The sequence below is a fragment of the Bradyrhizobium sp. SZCCT0231 genome (assembly GCF_018130245.1).
Taxonomy (GTDB): Bacteria; Pseudomonadota; Alphaproteobacteria; order Rhizobiales; family Xanthobacteraceae; genus Bradyrhizobium; species Bradyrhizobium japonicum_F.
The window spans coordinates 495,021-515,053 of the sequence record NZ_JAFCKP010000001.1 but is presented as its reverse complement, the minus strand read 5'-3'; the positions used below and the strand labels follow the sequence as shown (position 1 = coordinate 515,053).

Genomic DNA, 20,033 nt, shown 5'->3' with positions numbered 1-20,033 from the left:
CCCGTTCTTACGGGGAGAGGGTTGGGGTGAGGGGCTCCATCCGCGAAAATAGTGACAGATGGACTCGCGGAGAGCCCCCCTCACCCGGCGCTTCGCGCCGACCTCTCCCCGCAAGCGGGGCGAGGTGAACTAGGACGCCGCGAGCTGCTCCTCGACCAGCTTCACCCAATAGGACGTGCCGAAGACGATCGCCTCGTCGTTGAAATTATAGGCGGGGTGATGCAGGCCGGCGCTGTCGCCGTTGCCGCAGAAGATGAAGGCGCCGGGCCGCGCTTCCAGCATGTAGGCGAAATCCTCGCCGCCCATCAGCGGCGCCATCTCGTGCACATTGGCCTCGCCCGCGACCTGCGTGGCAATGCGGCGCGCCACCTCGGTCTCCGCCGCATGATTGTTCACGACGGGATAATTGCGCTTGTAGCGCAGGTCGATCTTGGCGCCGGTGATCTGCGCCACGCCTGCCACGACTTCATGCACGCGCTTCTCGACCAGCTTGCGTACCTCCGGCGACAGCGTGCGGATGGTGCCTCTCAGCGTCGCGGTCTGCGGAATGACGTTGCGGGCGTTGCCGGCGTGGAATTCGCAGATCGAGATCACCGCGGATTCCAGGGGATCGACGCTGCGCGCGACGATCGACTGCAAGGCCGTGATCACCTGCGCGCCGACCAGCACGGAATCGACGCATTTGTGCGGACGCGCGGCGTGGCCGCCGACGCCCTCGATCATGATGTCGACCTCGTCGGTCGCCGCCATGATCGGACCCGGCCGGATCGCGAACGAGCCGACCGGGATGCCCGGCCCGTTGTGCATGCCGTAGACCTGCTCGATGCCGAAGCGCTCCATCAGGCCGTCCTTGACCATGGCCGCGCCGCCAGCGCCACCCTCCTCGGCCGGCTGGAAGATCACAACGGCATCGCCGGCAAAATTGCGGGTCTCGGCGAGATAGCGGGCGGCCCCCAGCAGCATCGCAGTATGGCCGTCATGGCCGCAGGCGTGCATCTTGCCGGGGGTCTTGGAGGCGTAAGGCAGATTGGTCTGCTCCTCGACCGGCAGCGCGTCCATGTCGGCACGCATGCCGATCACCTTGAGCCCCTCGCCGGCCGGCCTGTTGCCCTTGATCACGCCCACCACGCCGGTCTGGCCGAGGCCGGTCACGACCTCATCGCAGCCGAACTCCCGCAGCCGGTCCGCGACGAATGCTGCGGTGCGGTGGACGTCATACAGCAGCTCGGGATGCTCATGGATGTCCCGCCGCCAGGCCTGGATATCGGGTTGAAGGTCGGCGACGCGGTTCACGATGGGCATGGAGGGTCTCGAGCTTGTTGAGAATACAGGACTGTCTACCATGCAAGCGTCAGTCCACCCAACTCCCTGGGATTGGGATCTGGCCCTGACGAACAGGCATGGCCGGGCTTGTCCCGACCCGCTGCGTCTGCCTATTAGACGGAACGCAAAGAGACCATCCGGGTGGAAACAGAATGCCGAGGCGGCTTGAAGGTGAGTTTGACTACATTGTCGTCGGAGCCGGTACGGCAGGCTGTATCATCGCGAACCGGCTGTCGGCCGATCGCAACAACCGCGTCCTCATCCTGGAAGCCGGCGGCGACGACAATTGGATCTGGTTCCACATCCCGGTCGGCTATCTCTTCGCCATCGGCAATCCCCGCTCCGACTGGATGTTCAAGACGGAGGCCGAGCCCGGCCTGAACGGCCGCGCGCTGGCTTATCCCCGCGGCAAGGTGATCGGCGGCTGCTCGGCGATCAACGCCATGATCTCGATGCGCGGACAGGCTGCCGACTACGATCACTGGCGCCAGCTTGGGCTGACCGGCTGGGGCTATGACGACGTGCTGCCGCTGTTCAAGCGGCTCGAGGACCACTTCCTCGGCGCCAGCGAGCATCACGGCGCCGGCGGCGGCTGGCGCATCGAGGCACCGCGGCTGTCATGGGCCGTTCTCGACGCCGTCGGCGATGCTGCCGAGGAGATGGGCATCAAGCGCATCCCGGATTTCAACACTGGCGACAACGAAGGCACCAGCTATTTCCATGTCAACCAGAAGCGCGGCCGGCGCTGGTCGTCGGCGCGCGGCTTCCTCAAGCCCGCGCTGAACCGCCCCAATCTGCGGCTCGAGAAGCATGTGCTGGTCGACCGCCTCATCATCGAGCAGGGCCGCGCCGTCGGCGTGCGCTTCATCCAGAACGGCGAGATCATCGAGGCGCGGGCGAAACGCGAAGTGGTGCTCTCGGCCGGCTCGATCGGCTCGGTGCAGGTCCTGCATCGCTCCGGCATTGGACCGGCCGACTGGCTGTCCCCGCTCGGCATCGACATCGTCATGGACAAGCCCGGCGTGGGGCGCAATCTGCAGGATCACCTGCAGCAGCGCGCGATCTACAAGGTCGAGGGCGTGCGCACGCTGAACGAGACCTACTACAACCTGTTCCGCCGCGGCCTGATGGGGCTCGACTACGCTTTCCGCCGCCGCGGCCCGCTGACCATGGCGCCGTCGCAGCTCGGCATCTTCACGCGCTCCGATGCGACGCGCGCCCGCGCCAACATCCAGTTCCACGTGCAGCCGCTGTCGCTCGACAAGTTCGGCGATCCCTTGCACCGTTTCCCTGCGATCACGGTGAGCGCGTGCAATCTGCAGCCGACCTCGCGCGGTACCGTGCGGTTGCGCGCGACAACGCCTGATGAGAAGCCGATCATCGCGCCAAATTACCTGTCGACCGACGACGACCGCCAGGTCGCCGCCGACGCCATTCGCACCACGCGGCGCCTGATGCAGCAGAAAGCGCTGGCCAAGTATCGCCCCAGCGAATATCTGCCGGGCCCCTCCGTCGGCGACGACGATGCCTCCCTCGCGAAAGCCGCCGGCGACATCGGCACCACCATCTTCCATCCCGTCGGCACGGCGAAGATGGGCACGGCGAACGATCCGATGGCGGTGGTGGACGAGCGGTTGCGCTTCTACGGCCTCGACGGCCTGCGCATCGTCGATGCCTCGATCATGCCGACGATCACCTCAGGCAACACCAACACGCCGACCGCGATGATCGCCGAGAAAGGCGCGACGATGATTTTGGAGGATGCGAAGTAGCATCCGATCACCATGATCAGTCAGCGCTTTTCAATCGGCCCCGCCGACGCAGAGATCGCCATGCTGCAATGGGGCGAGAGCGGGAAGCCGCCCGCTCTCCTCGTGCACGGCACCGGTTTCGTCGCCGACGTCTGGGACGAGGTCGCGCGCGATCTTGCATCGACCTACACGGTCTATGCGCTCGACCGCCGCGGCCATGGCGCGAGCCACAAGCCCGACTCCTACCATTTCCTCGATTTTGCCGGCGACATCTGTCGGGTGATCGACGCGTTGAAGCTACGCAACGTCTACGGCATTGGCCACAGCGCGGGTGCGACCGATCTCCTGCTTGCCGCAAAGCTGTTGCCCGGATGTTTCACGCGGCTGTTCGTGATGGAGCCGACCATCATGGATCCGCGCGCGGCGCTCTCCGGCGGATTGGACGAAGACTCCCTGTCCCGCGTGCAAGGTGCGCTGCGCCGCCAGGCCGAATTCGACAACTCCGATGCCGTCTTCAACCGCTACCGCGCAGCGCCGGCATTTGCGGATTGGACCGACACCTCGCTTCGGGCCTATGTGCGACACGGTTTCGTGACGCTCGACGATGGCAGGGTCCGGCTCTGCTGCATGCCGGAGATCGAATCCGTCCAATCTATGAGGCGATGGCGCAGGTCTACGTTGGCGATGCCCGCGGCAATCCGTTCGGCTCGCTCGCTGAAATCGATTGCCCGGTACGCGTCACGACTGCCGCGAAGTCGGGGCCGATCTACTGGGAGATGGCGCGACGCGCGGAGTCGCTCATTCCGCGCGTCAGTACGCTGATGTTTGAGGACGCCGGGCATTGTGTGGCGCAGGAAGTGCCGCAGCGTGTGGTGAAAGCAGTGCAAGAATTTTCAAAGTAAGCACCCCCACTGCCGCGCTCTCGGTGAAAGTCGACGACACGCATTTCCTGATCGGCCTGTCCGCGGCCCGCAGGATGCGTCCAACAATTTCGCCTCTGATCCGAAGCAAGGCCTGGATGGACATCCCGATCGTCGATGTAACACAACACGGCGCCATTCTCGCGGGTCGAAAAGAACGGCGACGTCCAACCGCTATTCAATACGGTTTTTGCCCCACTGAGGTAGACACGCCCCATCGCGCTCGATCAGATCGAAGCGGCGAGCAAGCCTGAAGCGGCTTGAGCAATCGGTCTTAAGCCGACCTTCTCACCGCGTTGTCCACCAGCGTCTTGCCGAGCGACCAGATCGCGCCGGGGACCTTGTGGCTGCCGGCGATGACGTCGTCGAAGGCGCGCTCGATCCAGGCGCAGTCTTCCTCGGTGATGGTGAGCGGCGGCAGCAGCTTGATGGTGTGGCTGCCGTGGCCGGCCACTTGCGTGAGGATCTTGTGATCCTTGAACAGCGGCACGGTGATGAGCTGGCAGAACAGGCCCTTGTTGGCGGTCTCCAGCACGTTCCAGGAGGCCCGCAGGCGCAGCGATTTCGGCGGGCCGAACTCGATGCCGATCATCAGGCCCTTGCCGCGGACTTCCTTGAGCAGCTCGTAGCCGGGTACCATGCGGGTCAGCGCGAGGCGCAGCTCGGCGCCGCGCTTGGCCGCGGACTCGATCAGCTTCTCGGACTCCATGACGTCGAGCGTGGCGATGCCCGCGGCCATGGCGAGATCGTTCTTGGAGAAGGTGGAGCCGTGCACCACCGCGCGGTCCATCTGGTTGAAGATCTTGTCGAAGATGGCCTTGCGCGTCAGCACGGCGCCGACCGGCACGTGGCCGCCGGACAGCGACTTCGACAGCAGCACCATGTCGGGCTCGACGTTCCAGTGCTCGACCGCGAGGAAGCGGCCGGTGCGGCCCATGCCGGTCTGGATCTCGTCTGCGACGAACAGCGTGCCGTATTTCTTGCAGAGCGCGGCCGCGCCGGGCAGAAACTCGTCGGTGGGCATGTTGACGCCCTTGCCCTGGATCGGCTCGACGACGAAGGCCGCGACCTCGCGCGAGGCCAGCGCCTTTTCGAGCGCGGCCAGATCGTTGAACGGGACCGGGGTGCAGCCCGGCAGCAGCGGCTCGAAGCCGGTGCGGAAATTCGAGTCACCGGTCAGCGACAGCGCGCCATAGGTCAGGCCGTGATAGCCGTGGGCGCAATACACGATGCCGGGGCGGCCGGTGGCGCCGCGTGCGAACTTGATCGCGGCCTCGACGCATTCCGCGCCGGAATTGGCGAAGAACGCCTTGTCGAGATAGGGAACGTATTTCAGCAGGCGCTCGGCCAGCACGCCGGCGAGCGTCGAGACGTCGAACTGGACGAGGTTGGGCAGGTCGGCATCGAGCACGCTCTTGAGCGCCTCGCGCATGACCGGGTGATTGCGCCCGATCGCAAACACGCCAAATCCGGACAACAGGTCGAGGTAGCGCGCGCCCTCGCGGTCGTAGAGGTACTGCCCCTGCCCCTTCTGGAAACCGACATCGTAGCCGATCGTCTTGAGGACCCGAACGAACTGCTCGTTCAGATACCGGTTATGCAGGGTGCTGCGCTGGGCCTGACGGTCCGCGAATAGCTGAGACATGTCTGGATTTGGGCTGTGCATCCGCTACATACTTCGGTTGAGGGCCGTCTCGTCAACTGGAAACCGGACCATTACTGTAAACGGTCTGTGCGGCCTTTTGCCCTTTTTCGGACCATCTTCGCAAGCACAGCTTTTAGATCATGTTGCACTGCCAAGGAACACTCATGCGTTTGGCCCTTTACACCGGAATTATACTGGCCGGCGGTTACACCTGCCTGACCCCCGCGCTCGCTGCAGACCCGACCGGCGACTGGCGGGTCGCCGACGGCGTCGCCACCATCCGTGTCGCCCAATGCTATGGCAGCATGTGGGGTGCGGTTTCCTGGGAAAAGCAGCCCGGTGGGCGCGACGAGAACAATCCGGATGTCTCGAAAAAGAACAGGCCGACGATGGGCATGGCAACCCTGATCGACATGAAGAAGAAGCCCGGCGTCGATCAGTGGGAAGGACAGGTCTACAACGCCAAGGATGGCCAGCTCTACAGCGCGACCATCACGCCGGCCGGTCCCGATCAGCTCGAAATCAAAGGCTGCGTGATGGGCTTCCTCTGTGGCGGCGAGACGTGGACCCGGGTCGCCCCGCCAATCCCCTCGAGTCCTGTCAACGCCATGGCCAAGGGCGCGCCGAAATCCGGCGGTGCCGCGCCGAAAGCCCAAGGGGCCCAAGGGGCCCAAGCAGCCCAAGCCACGACAGGCGCCACCGCGCCTGCGCCCGCAGCTCCGAAGGCTGCCGGCGCAGCCAAGCCCGGTCAGAAGGGCGCCGCCGACTCCGTCGGCGACATCTGCCTACTCCCTGAGATTGCGGGGTTTGCCCATTAGAGCCGGCTGGAATAGCAGCACGGCCGCGAGCGTCGTCACCAGCGAGAGGGCCAGCAGCTTGCCCATGCTGGACGTGCCGGGATGGCTCGACAGCCACAGGCTGCCGAACGCGGTCGCCGTCGTCAACGCACTGAAGAAGATCGCGCGCGTCAGGCTGGTCTGGAGCAGGTTTGTCCTACCCGAGCGCCAGGCCACGACATAATAGATCTTGAAGGCGACACCGACACCCAGCAGCAGCGGAAACGCAACGATGTTGGCGAAGTTCAGCGGCAGGCCGATCAACACGCAAATCTCGAGCGTGACCGCGCCGGCAACCAGAAGCGGCACCAGCGTCATCAGCACGTCGACGAACCGGCGTAGCGTGATCCACAGCAAGAGCCCGATCACCAGCAGCGCGTAGATGCCGGCGTGAATGAACGCCTTCACCACGGTGTCGCCGGACTTCAGGATCGAGACCGGTCCGCCGATCGCGGTCGGCTCGGCCGCGAGCACCGCCGCAGCGAATTTGCGCAGCGTGTCGTTGTCGTTGGGATCGCCCTTGGGCAGCGCCTCGACGCGGATGATGCCGTCCTTGCTCTTCCAGGCGCTGACGAGATCGGGCGGCAGTGACTTCAGGGTGACCGGCTCGGCCTGCATGGCGCTCCTGAGCTGGTCGAACACGATCTTCATTGGCGTGACGAACACGTCCTGCGCCTTGTTGCGCGTGGCCTCCTCGCCATTGGCGAGCTTCTCCAGCGCGTCCGCAAGACGGCGCGAGGCGACCGCCCCCGGCCCCTTCGCATCGCCCGCGGTCCGGCGCAGATTGTCGACTGAAGACTTCAGCGCTTCGACATTTTCCTGATCCGTCGGCGCCGCATCGATCTGATCGGGGTTCAGCGCGGGGTTCAGCACCTTGGCCCCCTGCGCGAGCAGCTTCAGCTTCGGCGGCTGGTCCTGCGGCACGAAGCTGTCGAGCGACATCACCCTGAGCACCTCGGGCACCTTCTCCAGCTTCGCCTCGACCTGCCTCGCCTGCTCTTGCGACGTCGTCATCACGTTGATGGCATTGGCGCCGGTGTTGGGGTCCTTGCGCAGGTCGAGGAAGGTGGCGATCGATTCGGCCTTCGGGTTGCGCAGGTTCATCGGGTTGAAGTCGAACTTCATGAAGTAGAGCAGCGGCAGGCCGCCGAGCGCGAGCAGCAGCGTGCCACCGACGATCAGCACGCGATGCTTCTCCAGGAAATGATCCAGCGGCGCCAGGAAGGCGTAGCCGACGGGCTCCGGCTCGCCGGGCGGGTTCAGGAGCTTGAGCAGCGCCGGCAGCACGGTGATGCTGGACACGAACGCCACCAGCATGCCGACACCGGCAATCTGGCCGAGCTCCGAGATGCCCTTGTAGTCGGTCGGCATGAAGCAGAGGAAGCCCGCCGCGGTGGCCATTGCCGCCAGCGACAGCGGCACCGCCGAGCGCTTGGCCGCCAGCACCAGCGCGCCCGAGAGGTCATTGTGCTTGTAGCGCTCGGAGCGATAGCGGACGCTGTACTGGATGCCGAAATCGACCCCTAAGCCGACGAACAGCACCGCGAAGGCGATCGACAGCAGATTGAGCGAGCCGACCATCATCAGGCCGGCCGCCGTCGTGATCGCAAGTCCCACGAAGAGATTGACGAACACCGCAAAGATGATCTTCGCCGAATGCAGCGCCAGCCACAGGATCAGCAGCACGACGAGGACGGTGCCGATGCCGTTGACGACGGCGCCTTCCTGGACGGTGGCGTATTCCTCGTTGGCGATCGGGACCGGGCCGGTCAGCCGCACCCGCGCCTGGTATTTGGTCGGGAAATCCAGATCGGCCGCCGCTTTCCGGATCGCGTCGGTCGCGCCCTTGCCCGGCTCCAGCGCGTTGTAATCGAGGATCGGCTTGAACTCGATGAAGGCGCGCTTGTCCGAATCCTTCAACGGTTCGTCGCTGACGAGCTCGCGCCAGGAGAAGCTGGCGTTGCCCTTGTTGAGCACGGTCTCGACCGTCTGCGCGATCAGGTTGAAGGGCCGTTCGGTGTTGTCGAGCTTGACCTGGCCGCGCTTGACACCGGCAAGGCCCGTCTCCAGCGCACCGGTCAGGCCGCGAATCGAGGGATCGCCGGCCATGATCTCGATCAGCGGCGCGGCGGATTCGAACTGGCCGGTGATCTTGGCGACCTCCTCGGTCGGCAGGAACAACAGGCCGTTCTTCTCGAAGAACTCGCCGCTGCCGAGCTGCTGCATCGAATGGAAGTTGGTCTTGTCGTCCTTCAGCTTGGCATAGAGCGCGTCCGCCGCCGCGCTCGCCATTTCGGGGGTCTTGGCCTCGACGACCGCCGTGATCGTCGCATCGCGATCGAAGGAGCGATCGAACTGCTGGTCGCGCTGGCGCCAGTCCAGATTTTGGGCAATCAGCGAGTTGATGTCGGTGTTGATGGCGAAGTGGCGCGCAGCGTAGTAGCCCGCTCCGACCGACAGCAGGAGCCCGAGAATGACGACGAGGGAGGCAAACCGGGTGCAGGCCCTGACGATGGCGACGACTACGCTTTGCAGCACTTCTTTTCTTTCTGCGGTTAACAGCTTGCCGGAAACGCCCGCTGTTTATCGGAGTTCCCGGGCGAAACCTATTGCTGTTTTGATGGTTCTCGCCGCGAGGAAGTTCGAGGTAAACGGCGGGAGACCGTGGCAAAATCATGCGGGCGGCCGGTATAGCCGGGGAGTTGAGGCGGGAAAGTGACGAAGGACGATGCACGAATGTCGCGCACTTGCGCAGCCTGTGAACCCTACTAAAATACCTCGGAAATGGCTTGTCCGAGTTCCGATCTTTCCTTATTGCCGATTTTTTGACACAAAGTATTGCGCCTCCATGCGCCGAAGCCCCACGGGGGTGGGCGGCTACCGCATGCGCGAACCAATGGTGCGGATATTGCACCCCTTGGTCAGTATCGGGGTGCCGCCGGGGACTTTGAAGCGGATTGGTGCAACTTGCGTGATGGGCGTCCAATGGAAGTTTATCTGGCGCAGCCGCGCGGCTTCTGCGCGGGCGTGGTGCGTGCGATCGAGATCGTGGAACGGGCGCTGGAGAAGTACGGCCCGCCCGTCTACGTGCGCCATGAGATCGTGCATAACAAATACGTGGTCGAGAGCCTGAAAAACAAAGGCGCCATCTTCGTCGAGGAACTTTCCGAGGTTCCGCCCAAGGCGGTCACGGTGTTCAGCGCCCATGGCGTCGCCCGCAGCGTCGAGGAAGAGGCCGCCGCGCGCGACCTTCCGGTGCTCAATGCCACCTGCCCGCTGGTCACGAAAGTTCACAATCAGGGGAAGCGGTACATCAGCAAGGGCCGCACCCTGATCCTGATCGGCCACGCCGGCCACCCCGAGGTCGAGGGCACGATGGGCCAGGTCCCGGGGCCGGTGCTGCTTGTTCAAAGCGTTGAAGAGGTTAAGGCCCTGACCCTGCCGGCGGATACGCCAGTGGCCTACATCACCCAGACCACCCTGTCGGTCGACGACACCCGGGACATCATTGCGGCCCTCCAGGCCCGCTTTACAGATATTCAAGGCCCGGATATCCGGGATATCTGCTATGCGACACAGAACCGCCAATCTGCGGTAAGGAACCTGAGCAAGCTGGTCGACGTGATCTTGGTGGTGGGCGCTGCCAATAGCTCGAACTCGAACCGGCTCCGCGAAATCGGCACCGAAGCCGGCGTCGCGAGTTATTTGATTGCCGACGGCAGCGAGCTCAATCCGGCGTGGTTGAAGGATGCCAGGACCGTCGGCGTCACGGCCGGCGCTTCGGCGCCCGAGGTACTCGTGGATGACGTGATCGAAGCGATGCGGCGGATCGGACCAGTGAAGGTCTCGGTGTTGCCGGGCCGCGAGGAAGACATCGAATTCCGGCTTCCGGCCCAACTGGCCGCGAGCTGACCCACCCGAATTCCAAGCCCAGAAAGAAACTTGTAATGGCTATCCCGTTCTTCAAGGAAATGCGTATCGGCGGCTATTTGCTCAAGCAGAAACTGCTTGGCCGCAAGCGCTATCCGCTCGTGCTGATGCTGGAGCCGCTGTTCCGCTGCAACCTCGCCTGCGTCGGCTGCGGCAAGATCGATTATCCCGATGCGATCCTCAACCGCCGCATGACGGCGCAGGAGTGCTGGGACGCGGCCGACGAGTGCGGCGCGCCGATGGTCGCCATTCCCGGCGGCGAGCCGCTGATCCACAAGGAGATCGGCGAGATCGTGCGCGGCCTCGTCGCGCGCAAGAAGTTCGTCTCGCTCTGCACCAACGCGCTGCTGCTCGAGAAGAAGCTCGACCTGTTCGAGCCCTCCCCCTACCTGTTCTTCTCGGTGCATCTCGACGGCCTGAAGGACCACCACGACAAGGCAGTGTCGCAGAAGGGCGTGTTCGACCGCGCCGTCTCCGCGATCAAGGCGGCCAAGGCGCGTGGCTTCACCGTCAACGTCAACGCCACCATCTTCGACGGCCACCCGGCCGAGGAGATCGCGAAGTTCCTGGACCTCACCGTCGAGCTCGGCGTCGGCGTCTCGATGTCGCCGGGCTACGCCTATGAGCGCGCGCCGGACCAGGAGCACTTCCTCAACCGCACCAAGACCAAGAAGCTGTTCCGCGACGTCTTCGCGATGGGCAAGGGCAAGAAGTGGAATTTCATGCATTCCGGCCTGTTCCTGGACTTCCTCGCCGGCAACCAGGAATACGAGTGCACGCCGTGGGGCATGCCCGCGCGCAACATTTTTGGTTGGCAGAAGCCCTGCTACCTGCTCGGTGAAGGCTACGCAAAGACCTTCAAGGAGCTGATGGACACCACCGACTGGGAGACCTACGGCACCGGCCGTTACGAGAAGTGCGCCGACTGTATGGCCCATTGCGGCTACGAGCCGACGGCTGCGACCGCAGCGCTCAACAACCCGCTGAAGGCGATGTGGGTGTCGCTGCGCGGCATCAAGACCTCCGGTCCCATGGCGCCGGAGATCGACATGAGCAAGCAGCGCCCGGCGCAGTACATCTTCTCCGAGCAGGTCCAGAAGAAGCTCTCCGAGATCCGCAAGGACGAGGCTGCGGCTGCGCAGGAGAAGGCCGCGCAGAAGGCTTCGACGGCGGCGTAAGCGCAGAGCCGGTAGCCCGGATGGAGCGCAAGCGAAATCCGGGATGGTCTCTCCGCGTAGCAAGGCCCCGGATTACGCTTCGCTCCATCCGGGCTACGGACACCAAAATGGAAAAAGGCCCCGGTCGCTCATGGCGACCGGGCCTTTTGTTTGTTCGGCGCGAGTGCTCCGGGGTGGACCAGAGCCGATCCGCGGGCCCACGCTTCCCTGCCCTCCTCGCCTCGCCCGCTCGGGAGCCCTCCTACAAAAAATGAAAAACAACCCCATGCACAGTAGAACCACGGGTGCTGGCCGGCACAGGGCCGGCTCCGTCAAGCCATTGCCGCGTCGAGCAAATCAGCAGCAAACCAGCAAGGATCGCGGCATCTGCGGTGCGGGGGCGCGGAATGAAGGAGACCTTGTACGGACCAAGCTGGAGGCGTATATACACAAATGTATCCACATGAGGCCACCATGCCCCACATCGCCAAGGTGTTCCAGTCCGGCAACTCTCAAGCCGTCCGGCTGCCGAAGGATTTTCGTTTCTCGGTCGACGAAGTGGAGGTCTCGCGCGAAGGCGACGCCGTGATCCTGCGCCCGAGGCGGAACGCCGCCGGCCCCTGGGCGTCGCTTCGCGCGGCCATCGCGCGCGGCTTCAGCCCGGACTTCATGGCCGAGGGCCGGGAGCAGCCCGAAGAGCAGGTGCGCCCCGATCTCGATCAGGCGATGCGATGAGGAAATGGCTTCTCGACACAAACGCCGTCATCGCACTGGTCACACGTCGCTCGGAGCCTCTCCTGCGCCGGGTTGAATCCACCGAGCCCGGCGCGCTCGCGATCTCGTCCATCGTTGCCCACGAGCTCTACTTCGGCGCCTATCGCAGCCAAAAGGTCGAGTTCAACCTGGAAACGCTTCGCCTTCTCTTTGCCGACCTCGACATCCTCGACCTCGATCGACAGGACGCGCGAGCCGCCGGCGAGATCCGGGCGGAGCTTGCGCGGCGCGGCACACCGATCGGTCCCTATGACATCCTGATCGCCGGTCAAGCGATGGCGCGCGGCCTACCGCTTGTCAGCAACAACACCGCCGAATTCCAGCGCATTGCCGGATTGCGGCTGGAGGACTGGACCAGGGATTGATGCACGCAGGCGATGCGGTGACAGTCCGTACGAAGCTGGCCCCACGCCCCCACGAAAAAGGCCCGGTCGCGCGACCGGGCCTCTTCTTTCGTCAGAGCAAAACCACTCAGGCCGCCTTCGACACCAGCGCCTCGCTCTCGATGAGTTCCGTCCCGATCAGAAAATCCCGGCAGCCACGCAAGCTCCGCAGCGCGCGGTTGAAGTCGATGCCGGTCGAGACCAGCGCATGCAGCGTTGCGGGATTGCGGACGATGCCGCGCAGCACGGCGGCGAGGTCGATCTGGCCGTTCGGCTTGATCGCGGCGCGGGCGAGCGCGGGCAGCGCGCGATGGGCGGGATCGCTGATGACGCGGACCGCGGCAAAGGGCAGCCCGGCCTCGGCGGCGTAGGCCGCCGCGATGTGGCTTTCCATGTCGACGGCAGAAGCTCCGGTTTCGGAGTGCAGCGCCGCCTTGCAGGAGCGCTTCGTGACCACCTCCTCGGCGCCGGCGAGGCTGCCGCGTACGACGCGGCGGCGGCCCGAGGTCAGGCGCTCGATCAGGTCGTCGCCGAGCGACAGCCCGGCGGCCCAGCGGGCATCGCCGGACAGCACCTCGGTCGCCAGCACGACGTCGCCGGACCGCAGGGTCGGGTCGAGCCCGCCGGCCACGCCGAACGAGATCACGCCGCGAATCGTGTCAGGGTCCACCACCGTCAGAAGCGCCCGCAACTGGGTCGGGCTGCTGGATGAACAGATGACCGCCATTCCAGGCCCGGCCGCGATGCGGGCCTCCTGAACCAGTCCGGTCACGATCAGTATCGGCCGCGGGTCGATGGCCTGACCCGCGGTAAAATAGCCCCCCGTCCCCAAAGTCACATTCCGACCCCTACCACCCTGCTGTTGGTGTTCCGCAAGTTCCGATACCGCGCCAATGCCCACAGCGGAAAGAACTTCGGGTAACCATGATACCGTAGATAGAACACGCGGGGGAAGCCTGTGGCGGTGTACCGCTGCTCGTCCCACAGTCCTTTTTTGTCTTGTGTTGCAATCAGGTACTCCACCCCGCGGGCGACGGCCGGGTGATCAACCTCGCCTGCCGCCATCAGGGCAAGCAAGGCCCATGCCGTTTGCGAGGCGGTCGAGGGGGCCGCCTCCCATCCCCGGTAGTCGAGCCGGTAGCTGACGGCGTCCTCGCCCCAGCCGCCGTCCTCGTTCTGGATCGAGGTCAGCCAGGCGGCGGCCTTCCGGATCATGGGGTCCTTGTGGCCGACGCCCGCCATGTTGAGGGCGCACAGCACCGACCAGGTTCCATAGATGAAGTTCATGCCCCAGCGGCCGTACCAGGACCCCTCCGGGTGCTGGGTCTTCCGCAGGTAGGCAACGCCGTCGGCGACGTGCTTGCTGCTCTTCTCGGTCTCGCCGAGCTGGGCCAGCATCGAGATGCAGCGCGCGGTGACGTCCTCGGTCGGCGGATCGAGCAGCGCGCCGTGGTCCGAGAACGGGATGTTGTTCAGGTAATATTCGAGGTTGTTGACGTCGAAGGCGGCCCAGCCGCCGTCGTCGCTCTGCATGCCCTCGATCCACTCCCGGCCGCGGGCGATCGCGGCATCATAGCCGGCGACGCCGTGCTCCCGGCGCATGCGGTCCATCGACATCACCACGACCGCGGTGTCGTCGAGATCGGGGTAATGCGCGTTGTTGTACTGGAAGGCCCAGCCGCCGGGGCGGACGTCGGGCCGCTTCGCCGCCCAGTCGCCCTTCACCTCGAGCTCCTGCTTCGGGATCAGCCAGTCGAGGCCCTGCCTGGCCGCCGGCACCGCCTTGTCGCCGCCGGCTTCCAGCAGCGCGTGCGCGGTCAGCGTCGTGTCCCACACCGGCGAGACGCAGGGCTGGCAATAGGCCTCGTCGTCGCCGATCACCAGCAGCTTGTCGATGCCCCGGCGCGTGATCGCGCGCGGCGGGAAGTTCTCGTCCTTGCCGAGCGCGTCGTACATCATGACGATGTTGGCCATGGGCGGATAGATCGCGCCCATTCCGTCCTCGCCGTTGAGCCGCTCCTCGATGAAAGCGAGCGCGGCGTCGATCGCGCGCTTGCGCAGGCTCTTCGGAAACAGCGGCTCGATCACGCGCAGGATCGCATCGAGCGAACGAAAAAGCAGGAACCAGGCCATGCTCTGATGCGGCGCCTTCGCGGTCATGCCGATCGAGCGCGGATCCTGCAGGAACAATTCGTCGATGCCGACGCCCTTCGGATTCCTCGCGCGCGGCTTCAGCGCGGCGATCACCATCAGCGGCACCATGGTGGTGCGCGCCCAGTAGGAGATCTTGTTGAGGTGGAACGGCGACCAGAACGGCAGCAGCACGATCTCGATCGGCAGCACCGGCACCGCGCGCCAGGTCACGACGCCGAACGTCGCCAGCAGGAAGCGGGTGAAGACGTTGCTGTTGATCGCACCGCCGCGGGCATGAATGGCCTCGCGCGCGCGCACCATGTGCGGTGCGTCGACGGAGTCGCCGATCATCTTCAGCGCGAAGTACGCCTTCACGCTGGCGCTCATGTCGAACTCGCCGTCGTGCACCAGCGGCCAGCCGCCATGAGCGCCTTGAACGCGGCGCAGGTAGTTGCCGATCTTGGCCTCGAGCACGGTGTCGACCGGCTCTGCGAGATAGTGGCGCAGCAGGATGTACTCGGCCGGAATCGTGCAGTCGGCCTCGAGCTCGAACACCCAATGGCCGTCGGACTGCTGGAAGCCGAGAATGCCCTGGGTGGCCGACTCAATGCTCGATTCCAGGGTCTCGCGGCTGGTCGCGTTCACGGAATCCATGTCGCTCGATTGCTCCGATAGTCGATTGAAAGTTGACCGGGAGATTTGCCCGTCAGGGCCGCCTTTCAGGATCCTTTGGCGGCCAGAACCAGATCGGCGGCGCGATCACCGGACCGGACCGATCCTTCGATGGTTGCCGGCAATCCCGTAGCAGTCCAGTCACCGGCGAGGAACAGGTTTTTCAGCGCAGTGACCGGCCCTGGGCGCAGGGCATTCTGGGCCGGCGTCGCCGCAAATGTGGCGCGCCGCTCGCGCACGATCTGCCAGGGCGGCAGCTCGCCGGAGACACCGCCCGCCTTGCAGACGTCGTCCCAGATCGCCTGCGCGAGCTCCTCGCGCGGCATCTCGACGAGGCGGTCGCCGTTGCTGATGGTCACAGAGAGCCGGTTCGGAAACGCGAACAGCCATTCCACGACGCCGCCGATCACGCCGAGGATCGGCGCCGAGCCCGGCGGCGGCTCAAAGCGGAAATGCGCGTTGACGATGGCGCGGAATTCGGTCGGCGTCTTCAGGCCCGGCAGCAGGCTGGAGGCCGCACGCGGCGGCACCGCCATCACGATGACATCGCCTTCGCCAAGCTGGATGACATCCTCGCCGCCGAAATTCAGCGCGGTCACCTTGCCGTCGGTGCTTGCGAACGAACGCAGCTCATGGCCGAGCTGAACGCTGTGGCCACGCTCCTGCAAGAACTTCACCGCCGGCTCAATGAGAACCGCGCTGAGGCCGTCGCGCGCGATCAGCGGACGGCAGGCCTGCCCGCCCGCGAGCAGCGTCTCGCGCACGATCGCACCGGCGAGCCCGGCCGAGCCCTCGGGCGGATCGACGTTGAGCGCGGCCAGCAGCAGCGGCTGCACCAGGCGCTGATAGAGGATGCCCTCGGTCGGAATGGACTTGCCGACCAGCGTCTCCTCCGACGCCCAGACCAGCGGCGCCAGCTTCAGATAGTCGGTGAGGCCGGTCTCGGGCACGCGGCGGCTTTCGTCGAGCACCCAGGTCGGCCATCGTCCATCGCCGAGATCGATCTGCCAGCGCTGCCCGGTCTTGATATCGACGAAGGGAAACTGCGCCCGCTCAGGGCCGACCAGGCCCGCCTCGGTGCCGATCGTGCGCGCATAGGCGCGCGCGTGGCTGTTGCCCGACAGCAGCAGATGATTGCCGTTGTCGATGGTGAGATTGGTGGCGCCGTCGAAATAGGACCGGCAGCGGCCGCCGGCCTGGTGCGTCGCCTCGTGCACGGCGACCTTGAAGCCGGCATTGGCGAGCCGCACGGCGGCAGAGAGGCCGGAAATTCCAGCGCCGATGATGTGAGCTGTGTGTTGCATCAGATGAAAGCGTAACGGAGCAGGATCAGGATGCGTGTGATCTTCGACACACGCACCGGCTCGCGCGGCGCGGTGAAACCGCGCGCGATCAGGAGGTCCAGAATGGAATGATAGTATTTCGACATGATCCGCGGCGCGCGCACGGCGCGGCGCTTGTTGCGATTCATGATCTCGTCCGACTTCTCGAAATGCACCTTGGCGCGCTGCGCCAGCGGCAGACAGACCTTCGGCAGCGCGCGCTCGGCGATCACGCGGTTCGGATCGTTGGAGGTGATGCCGGCATGCAGCAGCGCCTCGCGCGGCAAGTAGAGCCGGCCGAGGCCGGCGTCCTCGTCGATGTCGCGCAGGATGTTGGTGAGCTGAAGCGCGCGGCCGAGATGATGGGCGAGCTGGATGCCGTCTTCCTCGGGCATGCCGAACACCCGCACCGACAGCCGTCCCACGGCGCTGGCGACGCGGTCGCAATACAGATCCAGCGTCGCCATGTCGGGCGCGCGGATGTCATGCGGCACGTCCATCTCCATGCCGTCGACGATGGCGAGGAAATCCGCCCGCTTGAGCCCGAAGGTCTTCACCGAGGCGACGTAGTCCTTCAGCCGCGGCGGCGGATTGCCCTGATAGAGCGCGTCGATGTCATTGCGCCATTGCTGGAGCGCGGCAAGCCGCTCCTCGCGCGGGCCGTCGGAATCGGCGATGTCGTCGACCTGGCGGCAGAAGCTGTAGATCTGGAACATCGCCTCGCGCTGGTCGTGCGGCAGGATGCGCATCGCGGCATAGAACGAGCTGCCGGATGCGGTCGAGCCATAACTGGCGCCGGGCGTGGTCGCCTCAAGCGTCATGTGCAGTCCCCGGTCTGGAAATGGCCTTGCGTCCGATCGCGCGGCGGCCGACTTCGCCGATCATGCCGGCGAGGCTGAAGGTGAGAAGCTCGAACTTGTTCAGATGCACGCGCTCGCGCAGGGGGTCGCGCACCTTGAGCAGGCGCACGATGCGGTCGGCATAGGCCTGGATGACGGAAACGTCGACGCCGAGGCGGAAATCCCGGATTTGTGCGCTCAGCGACCTGCCCTCGTCGAGCAGCGCCTCGTTGCGCGCGGCGAGCGACTGCAGGCAGGCCAGCATCGCCGGCGGCGATTGGGCGAGGCCAAGCTGCTCGACCGAGGCGCCGCTTGCGGCCAGCGCATCGCGCGGCAGATAGACACGGTTGAGCTCGCGGAAATCCTTGCCGCAATCCTGCAGGTGATTGTTGATCTGCAGGCCTGCGCAGAGCGCGTCCGACGCGGCCCAGGTCGAGGTGCTCTCGCCGTGAACGTCGAGCATGAAGCGGCCGACCGGCATCGCGGAATAGCGGCAATAGTGGATGACCTCGTCCCAGGTCTCGTAGCGCAGCTTGGTCACGTCCATGCGGAAGGCGATGAGCACGTCGAGCGCGTGGCGCGGAGCCATGCCGCGCTCGGCCAGCGCGCGGCGCAGGGTGACGGCCTCGGCCTGGGTGTCGCCCCTGCCGAGCAGTTCCGCCTCGAGCAGATCGAGGTAAGCCAGCTTCTGGTCGGGCGGCAGCGTCGCATGGTCGGCGATGTCGTCGGCGGTACGGACGAAGTTGTAATAGGCCAGGATCAAGGCGCGATGACGCGGATGAATGATCCAGGACGCGACGGGAAAATTCTCGTCGCGGTCACCCTTGCCGGATCGCAATTCGCTCGCAGAGGTCATCGAGGGCTGATTAACAATCGTTTGGACAGGAAGGGCTTTTTCGCTCGCGCGGGCTCATGCCGGCGATGCCGCCGCGGCCCCCATATAGGGGAATACGGCCGCAAAACCAATCCTGTCTGTCGATGGCTGCCCTCTGCGGATCGGGCCCGAAAAGGCGGCCCCGAGGCCGCCTTGGGTGGGCCAATGGCCGAGCTTACTGGTTGTGGTTCTTCAGGACCTGATCGCAGGCCTGCGAGATCTTGGTCCGGTTCTCCTTCAGGCAGGCCAGGATGGTGAAATCGCCCTGATCGATGACCGGGCGGCAGAACTTCTGCACATCGCGCGTGCAGGCCTTCTGCTCGGCGTCCGTGCCGCGCCCTTGCTGGGCGAACGCCGCCGTCGAAAGGGATGCCGACAGCAGGGTGAGAGCGACGAGAAGCTTACGCATTGTATTCCTTCATTCTGACGGCAGAATCGCACCGATCCCGGACAGCACTGGGCGGGCGACCGGAACGGATTGCTCTGATGGCAAGTCGCCGCGGGGTAGCGGCCTCAGAGAAGGCACAAGCGCTGGCAAATGCGGCCAAATTGGCGCCGCCCCCACCAAATCAGGTCTTCCCTGCGCCATCATTGGCAGATGTAAGAGGTTGATACTACGTCATAATTCAGAATGCCCGCATTTTACTGCACGGCTGTTGCAGAGCTGCATCTCTCCGCCTCGCCGTATCAGCCAGAAACACGCCGAAACACGGCAAATCGCCCCACCGGCGCCCGGTGAACCGCCATCTCTGGTCCTGGCGCGTTGAACCTGACACAGGCTCGGAACACTAAACCTTCGATGTGGCGAGACGTTCTCGATCGTAAGCGAACGTCGTTCCAAAACGGGATATTCGTGATGAAATTCTTTGGGCGATCTGGACTGGCAATCACCGCGGCCGGCGTTGGCGCTGCGCTGCTCTTCTCGGTTTCGGCGAGCCAGGCTCAGTCGTCCGGACCGTTTGCCGGCTTCGACGGCGCGTGGACCGGCACCGGCACGGTCTCGCTGTCCGACGGATCCACCGAGCGCATCCGCTGCAAGGCCGACTACAAGGTCGCCGGCAGCGGTCTCAACCTCAAGCAGGCCCTGCACTGCGCGTCCGACAGCTACAAGTTCGACCTCACCAGCGACGTGACGAGCCAGGGCGACCGCATCTCCGGCAATTGGAGCGAGTCCAGCCGCAACATCTTCGGCAATCTGCAGGGCACCGCCGGCGGCGGCCAGATCGAGGTGTTCGTCGAGGCCAACGGCTTTGCCGCCAATCTGTCGCTGCGCACCAACGGCACCAAGCAGACGGTGCAGATCTCCTCCAAGGGCGAGATCCGCGGCGTCAACATCACGATGACGAAGGGCTGATTGGCCTTACCGCGTTGAAGGAGCAAGCCCCCGGCTCTCGCGAGCCGGGGGCTTTTTGCTGATTGGCGTTGTCCGCAACTGATCTGCGCGACGCCGCATGCGAGACGGCCTTGCCGCCCC

16 protein-coding genes and 1 pseudogene are annotated in these 20,033 nt (G+C 65.1%); 8 read left to right on the top strand and 9 right to left on the bottom strand.

Annotation, left to right across the window (positions count from 1 at the left end; translation table 11 throughout):
- Window positions 1–129: 129 nt before the first annotated feature.
- Window positions 130–1,302: a M20 aminoacylase family protein gene (locus JQ566_RS02330; protein WP_212369247.1), complete on the bottom strand. Its 1,173-nt coding sequence runs from the start codon at window positions 1,300–1,302 to the stop codon at window positions 130–132.
- 173 nt (window positions 1,303–1,475) lie between these two features.
- On the opposite strand from JQ566_RS02330, the gene JQ566_RS02325 reads away from it, so the two are divergent.
- Together JQ566_RS02325 and JQ566_RS02320 are read left to right on the top strand one after the other, a co-directional pair.
- Window positions 1,476–3,095, top strand: a complete 1,620-nt coding sequence (locus JQ566_RS02325; protein WP_212369244.1) for a GMC family oxidoreductase — start codon at window positions 1,476–1,478, stop codon at window positions 3,093–3,095.
- Window positions 3,096–3,107: 12 nt separating this feature from the next.
- A pseudogene (locus JQ566_RS02320) lies at window positions 3,108–3,976 on the top strand (alpha/beta fold hydrolase).
- 292 nt (window positions 3,977–4,268) lie between these two features.
- On the opposite strand, the gene hpnO reads toward JQ566_RS02320, so the two are convergent.
- A complete protein-coding gene (hpnO, locus tag JQ566_RS02315) occupies window positions 4,269–5,660 on the bottom strand; it encodes an aminobacteriohopanetriol synthase HpnO (protein ID WP_212369242.1) in 1,392 nt (463 codons plus the stop codon).
- A gap of 143 nt (window positions 5,661–5,803) precedes the next feature.
- On the opposite strand from hpnO, the gene JQ566_RS02310 reads away from it, so the two are divergent.
- The gene (locus tag JQ566_RS02310) at window positions 5,804–6,457 is read left to right on the top strand and encodes a DUF2147 domain-containing protein (protein ID WP_212369239.1); all 654 of its coding nucleotides are present in this window, start codon (window positions 5,804–5,806) and stop codon (window positions 6,455–6,457) included.
- Here the strand turns inward: JQ566_RS02310 and hpnN are convergent.
- Complete coding sequence (gene hpnN / locus JQ566_RS02305; RefSeq protein ID WP_212369236.1) at window positions 6,425–9,013, bottom strand: hopanoid transporter HpnN; 2,589 nt, start codon at window positions 9,011–9,013, stop codon at window positions 6,425–6,427. The two genes, JQ566_RS02310 and hpnN, sit on opposite strands and share 33 nt — an antisense overlap.
- 447 nt (window positions 9,014–9,460) lie before the next feature.
- On the opposite strand from hpnN, the gene ispH reads away from it, so the two are divergent.
- From ispH to JQ566_RS02285, 4 genes are all read left to right on the top strand, one after another.
- The gene (gene ispH / locus JQ566_RS02300; RefSeq protein WP_212369233.1) at window positions 9,461–10,387 is read left to right on the top strand and encodes a 4-hydroxy-3-methylbut-2-enyl diphosphate reductase; all 927 of its coding nucleotides are present in this window, start codon (window positions 9,461–9,463) and stop codon (window positions 10,385–10,387) included.
- Window positions 10,388–10,422: 35 nt separating this feature from the next.
- The gene (gene hpnH / locus JQ566_RS02295; RefSeq protein ID WP_212369230.1) at window positions 10,423–11,583 is read left to right on the top strand and encodes an adenosyl-hopene transferase HpnH; all 1,161 of its coding nucleotides are present in this window, start codon (window positions 10,423–10,425) and stop codon (window positions 11,581–11,583) included.
- Window positions 11,584–12,036: 453 nt separating this feature from the next.
- Entirely contained in the window at window positions 12,037–12,297 is a 261-nt protein-coding gene (locus JQ566_RS02290; RefSeq protein WP_212369227.1) for an antitoxin, read from the top strand.
- Window positions 12,294–12,701, top strand: a complete 408-nt coding sequence (locus JQ566_RS02285) for a type II toxin-antitoxin system VapC family toxin (protein ID WP_212369224.1) — start codon at window positions 12,294–12,296, stop codon at window positions 12,699–12,701. Before JQ566_RS02290 ends, JQ566_RS02285 begins: the two co-directional genes overlap by 4 nt.
- A gap of 106 nt (window positions 12,702–12,807) precedes the next feature.
- On the opposite strand, the gene JQ566_RS02280 is transcribed toward JQ566_RS02285, so the two are convergent.
- From JQ566_RS02280 to JQ566_RS02255, 6 genes are all read right to left on the bottom strand, one after another.
- Entirely contained in the window at window positions 12,808–13,614 is an 807-nt protein-coding gene (locus tag JQ566_RS02280; RefSeq protein WP_349643302.1) for a phosphorylase, read from the bottom strand.
- Window positions 13,554–15,506, bottom strand: a complete 1,953-nt coding sequence (gene shc / locus JQ566_RS02275; RefSeq protein ID WP_212369218.1) for a squalene--hopene cyclase — start codon at window positions 15,504–15,506, stop codon at window positions 13,554–13,556. Before shc ends, JQ566_RS02280 begins: the two co-directional genes overlap by 61 nt.
- A 65-nt stretch (window positions 15,507–15,571) precedes the next feature.
- Complete coding sequence (gene hpnE, locus JQ566_RS02270) at window positions 15,572–16,828, bottom strand: hydroxysqualene dehydroxylase HpnE (RefSeq protein WP_212369215.1); 1,257 nt, start codon at window positions 16,826–16,828, stop codon at window positions 15,572–15,574.
- On the bottom strand, window positions 16,828–17,667 hold the full coding sequence (gene hpnD, locus JQ566_RS02265) for a presqualene diphosphate synthase HpnD (protein ID WP_212369212.1): 840 nt from the start codon (window positions 17,665–17,667) through the stop codon (window positions 16,828–16,830). Before hpnD ends, hpnE begins: the two co-directional genes overlap by 1 nt.
- Window positions 17,657–18,541 carry a squalene synthase HpnC gene (gene hpnC / locus JQ566_RS02260; RefSeq protein ID WP_212369210.1) on the bottom strand — a complete coding sequence of 295 codons (885 nt, stop codon included), beginning with the start codon at window positions 18,539–18,541 and terminating at the stop codon, window positions 17,657–17,659. Before hpnC ends, hpnD begins: the two co-directional genes overlap by 11 nt.
- Window positions 18,542–18,734: 193 nt before the next feature.
- Complete coding sequence (locus tag JQ566_RS02255) at window positions 18,735–18,968, bottom strand: hypothetical protein (protein WP_074123490.1); 234 nt, start codon at window positions 18,966–18,968, stop codon at window positions 18,735–18,737.
- A 447-nt stretch (window positions 18,969–19,415) separates the two neighbouring features.
- Here JQ566_RS02255 and JQ566_RS02250 point away from each other — a divergent pair, with 447 nt between their 5' ends.
- Entirely contained in the window at window positions 19,416–19,913 is a 498-nt protein-coding gene (locus JQ566_RS02250) for a hypothetical protein (protein ID WP_212369207.1), read from the top strand.
- Window positions 19,914–20,033: the final 120 nt, after the last annotated feature.

Bases quoted from the DNA above. Each gene is read 5' to 3' on its own strand.
- JQ566_RS02330 (WP_212369247.1), bottom strand. From the start codon at position 1,302: ATGCCCATCGTGAACCGCGTCGCCGACCTTCAACCCGATATCCAGGCC.
- JQ566_RS02325 (WP_212369244.1), top strand. From the start codon at position 1,476: ATGCCGAGGCGGCTTGAAGGTGAGTTTGACTACATTGTCGTCGGAGCC.
- hpnO (WP_212369242.1), bottom strand. From the start codon at position 5,660: ATGCACAGCCCAAATCCAGACATGTCTCAGCTATTCGCGGACCGTCAG.
- JQ566_RS02310 (WP_212369239.1), top strand. From the start codon at position 5,804: ATGCGTTTGGCCCTTTACACCGGAATTATACTGGCCGGCGGTTACACC.
- ispH (WP_212369233.1), top strand. From the start codon at position 9,461: ATGGAAGTTTATCTGGCGCAGCCGCGCGGCTTCTGCGCGGGCGTGGTG.
- hpnH (WP_212369230.1), top strand. From the start codon at position 10,423: ATGGCTATCCCGTTCTTCAAGGAAATGCGTATCGGCGGCTATTTGCTC.
- JQ566_RS02290 (WP_212369227.1), top strand. From the start codon at position 12,037: ATGCCCCACATCGCCAAGGTGTTCCAGTCCGGCAACTCTCAAGCCGTC.
- JQ566_RS02285 (WP_212369224.1), top strand. From the start codon at position 12,294: ATGAGGAAATGGCTTCTCGACACAAACGCCGTCATCGCACTGGTCACA.
- shc (WP_212369218.1), bottom strand. From the start codon at position 15,506: ATGGATTCCGTGAACGCGACCAGCCGCGAGACCCTGGAATCGAGCATT.
- hpnE (WP_212369215.1), bottom strand. From the start codon at position 16,828: ATGCAACACACAGCTCACATCATCGGCGCTGGAATTTCCGGCCTCTCT.
- hpnD (WP_212369212.1), bottom strand. From the start codon at position 17,667: ATGACGCTTGAGGCGACCACGCCCGGCGCCAGTTATGGCTCGACCGCA.
- hpnC (WP_212369210.1), bottom strand. From the start codon at position 18,541: ATGACCTCTGCGAGCGAATTGCGATCCGGCAAGGGTGACCGCGACGAG.
- JQ566_RS02255 (WP_074123490.1), bottom strand. From the start codon at position 18,968: ATGCGTAAGCTTCTCGTCGCTCTCACCCTGCTGTCGGCATCCCTTTCG.
- JQ566_RS02250 (WP_212369207.1), top strand. From the start codon at position 19,416: ATGAAATTCTTTGGGCGATCTGGACTGGCAATCACCGCGGCCGGCGTT.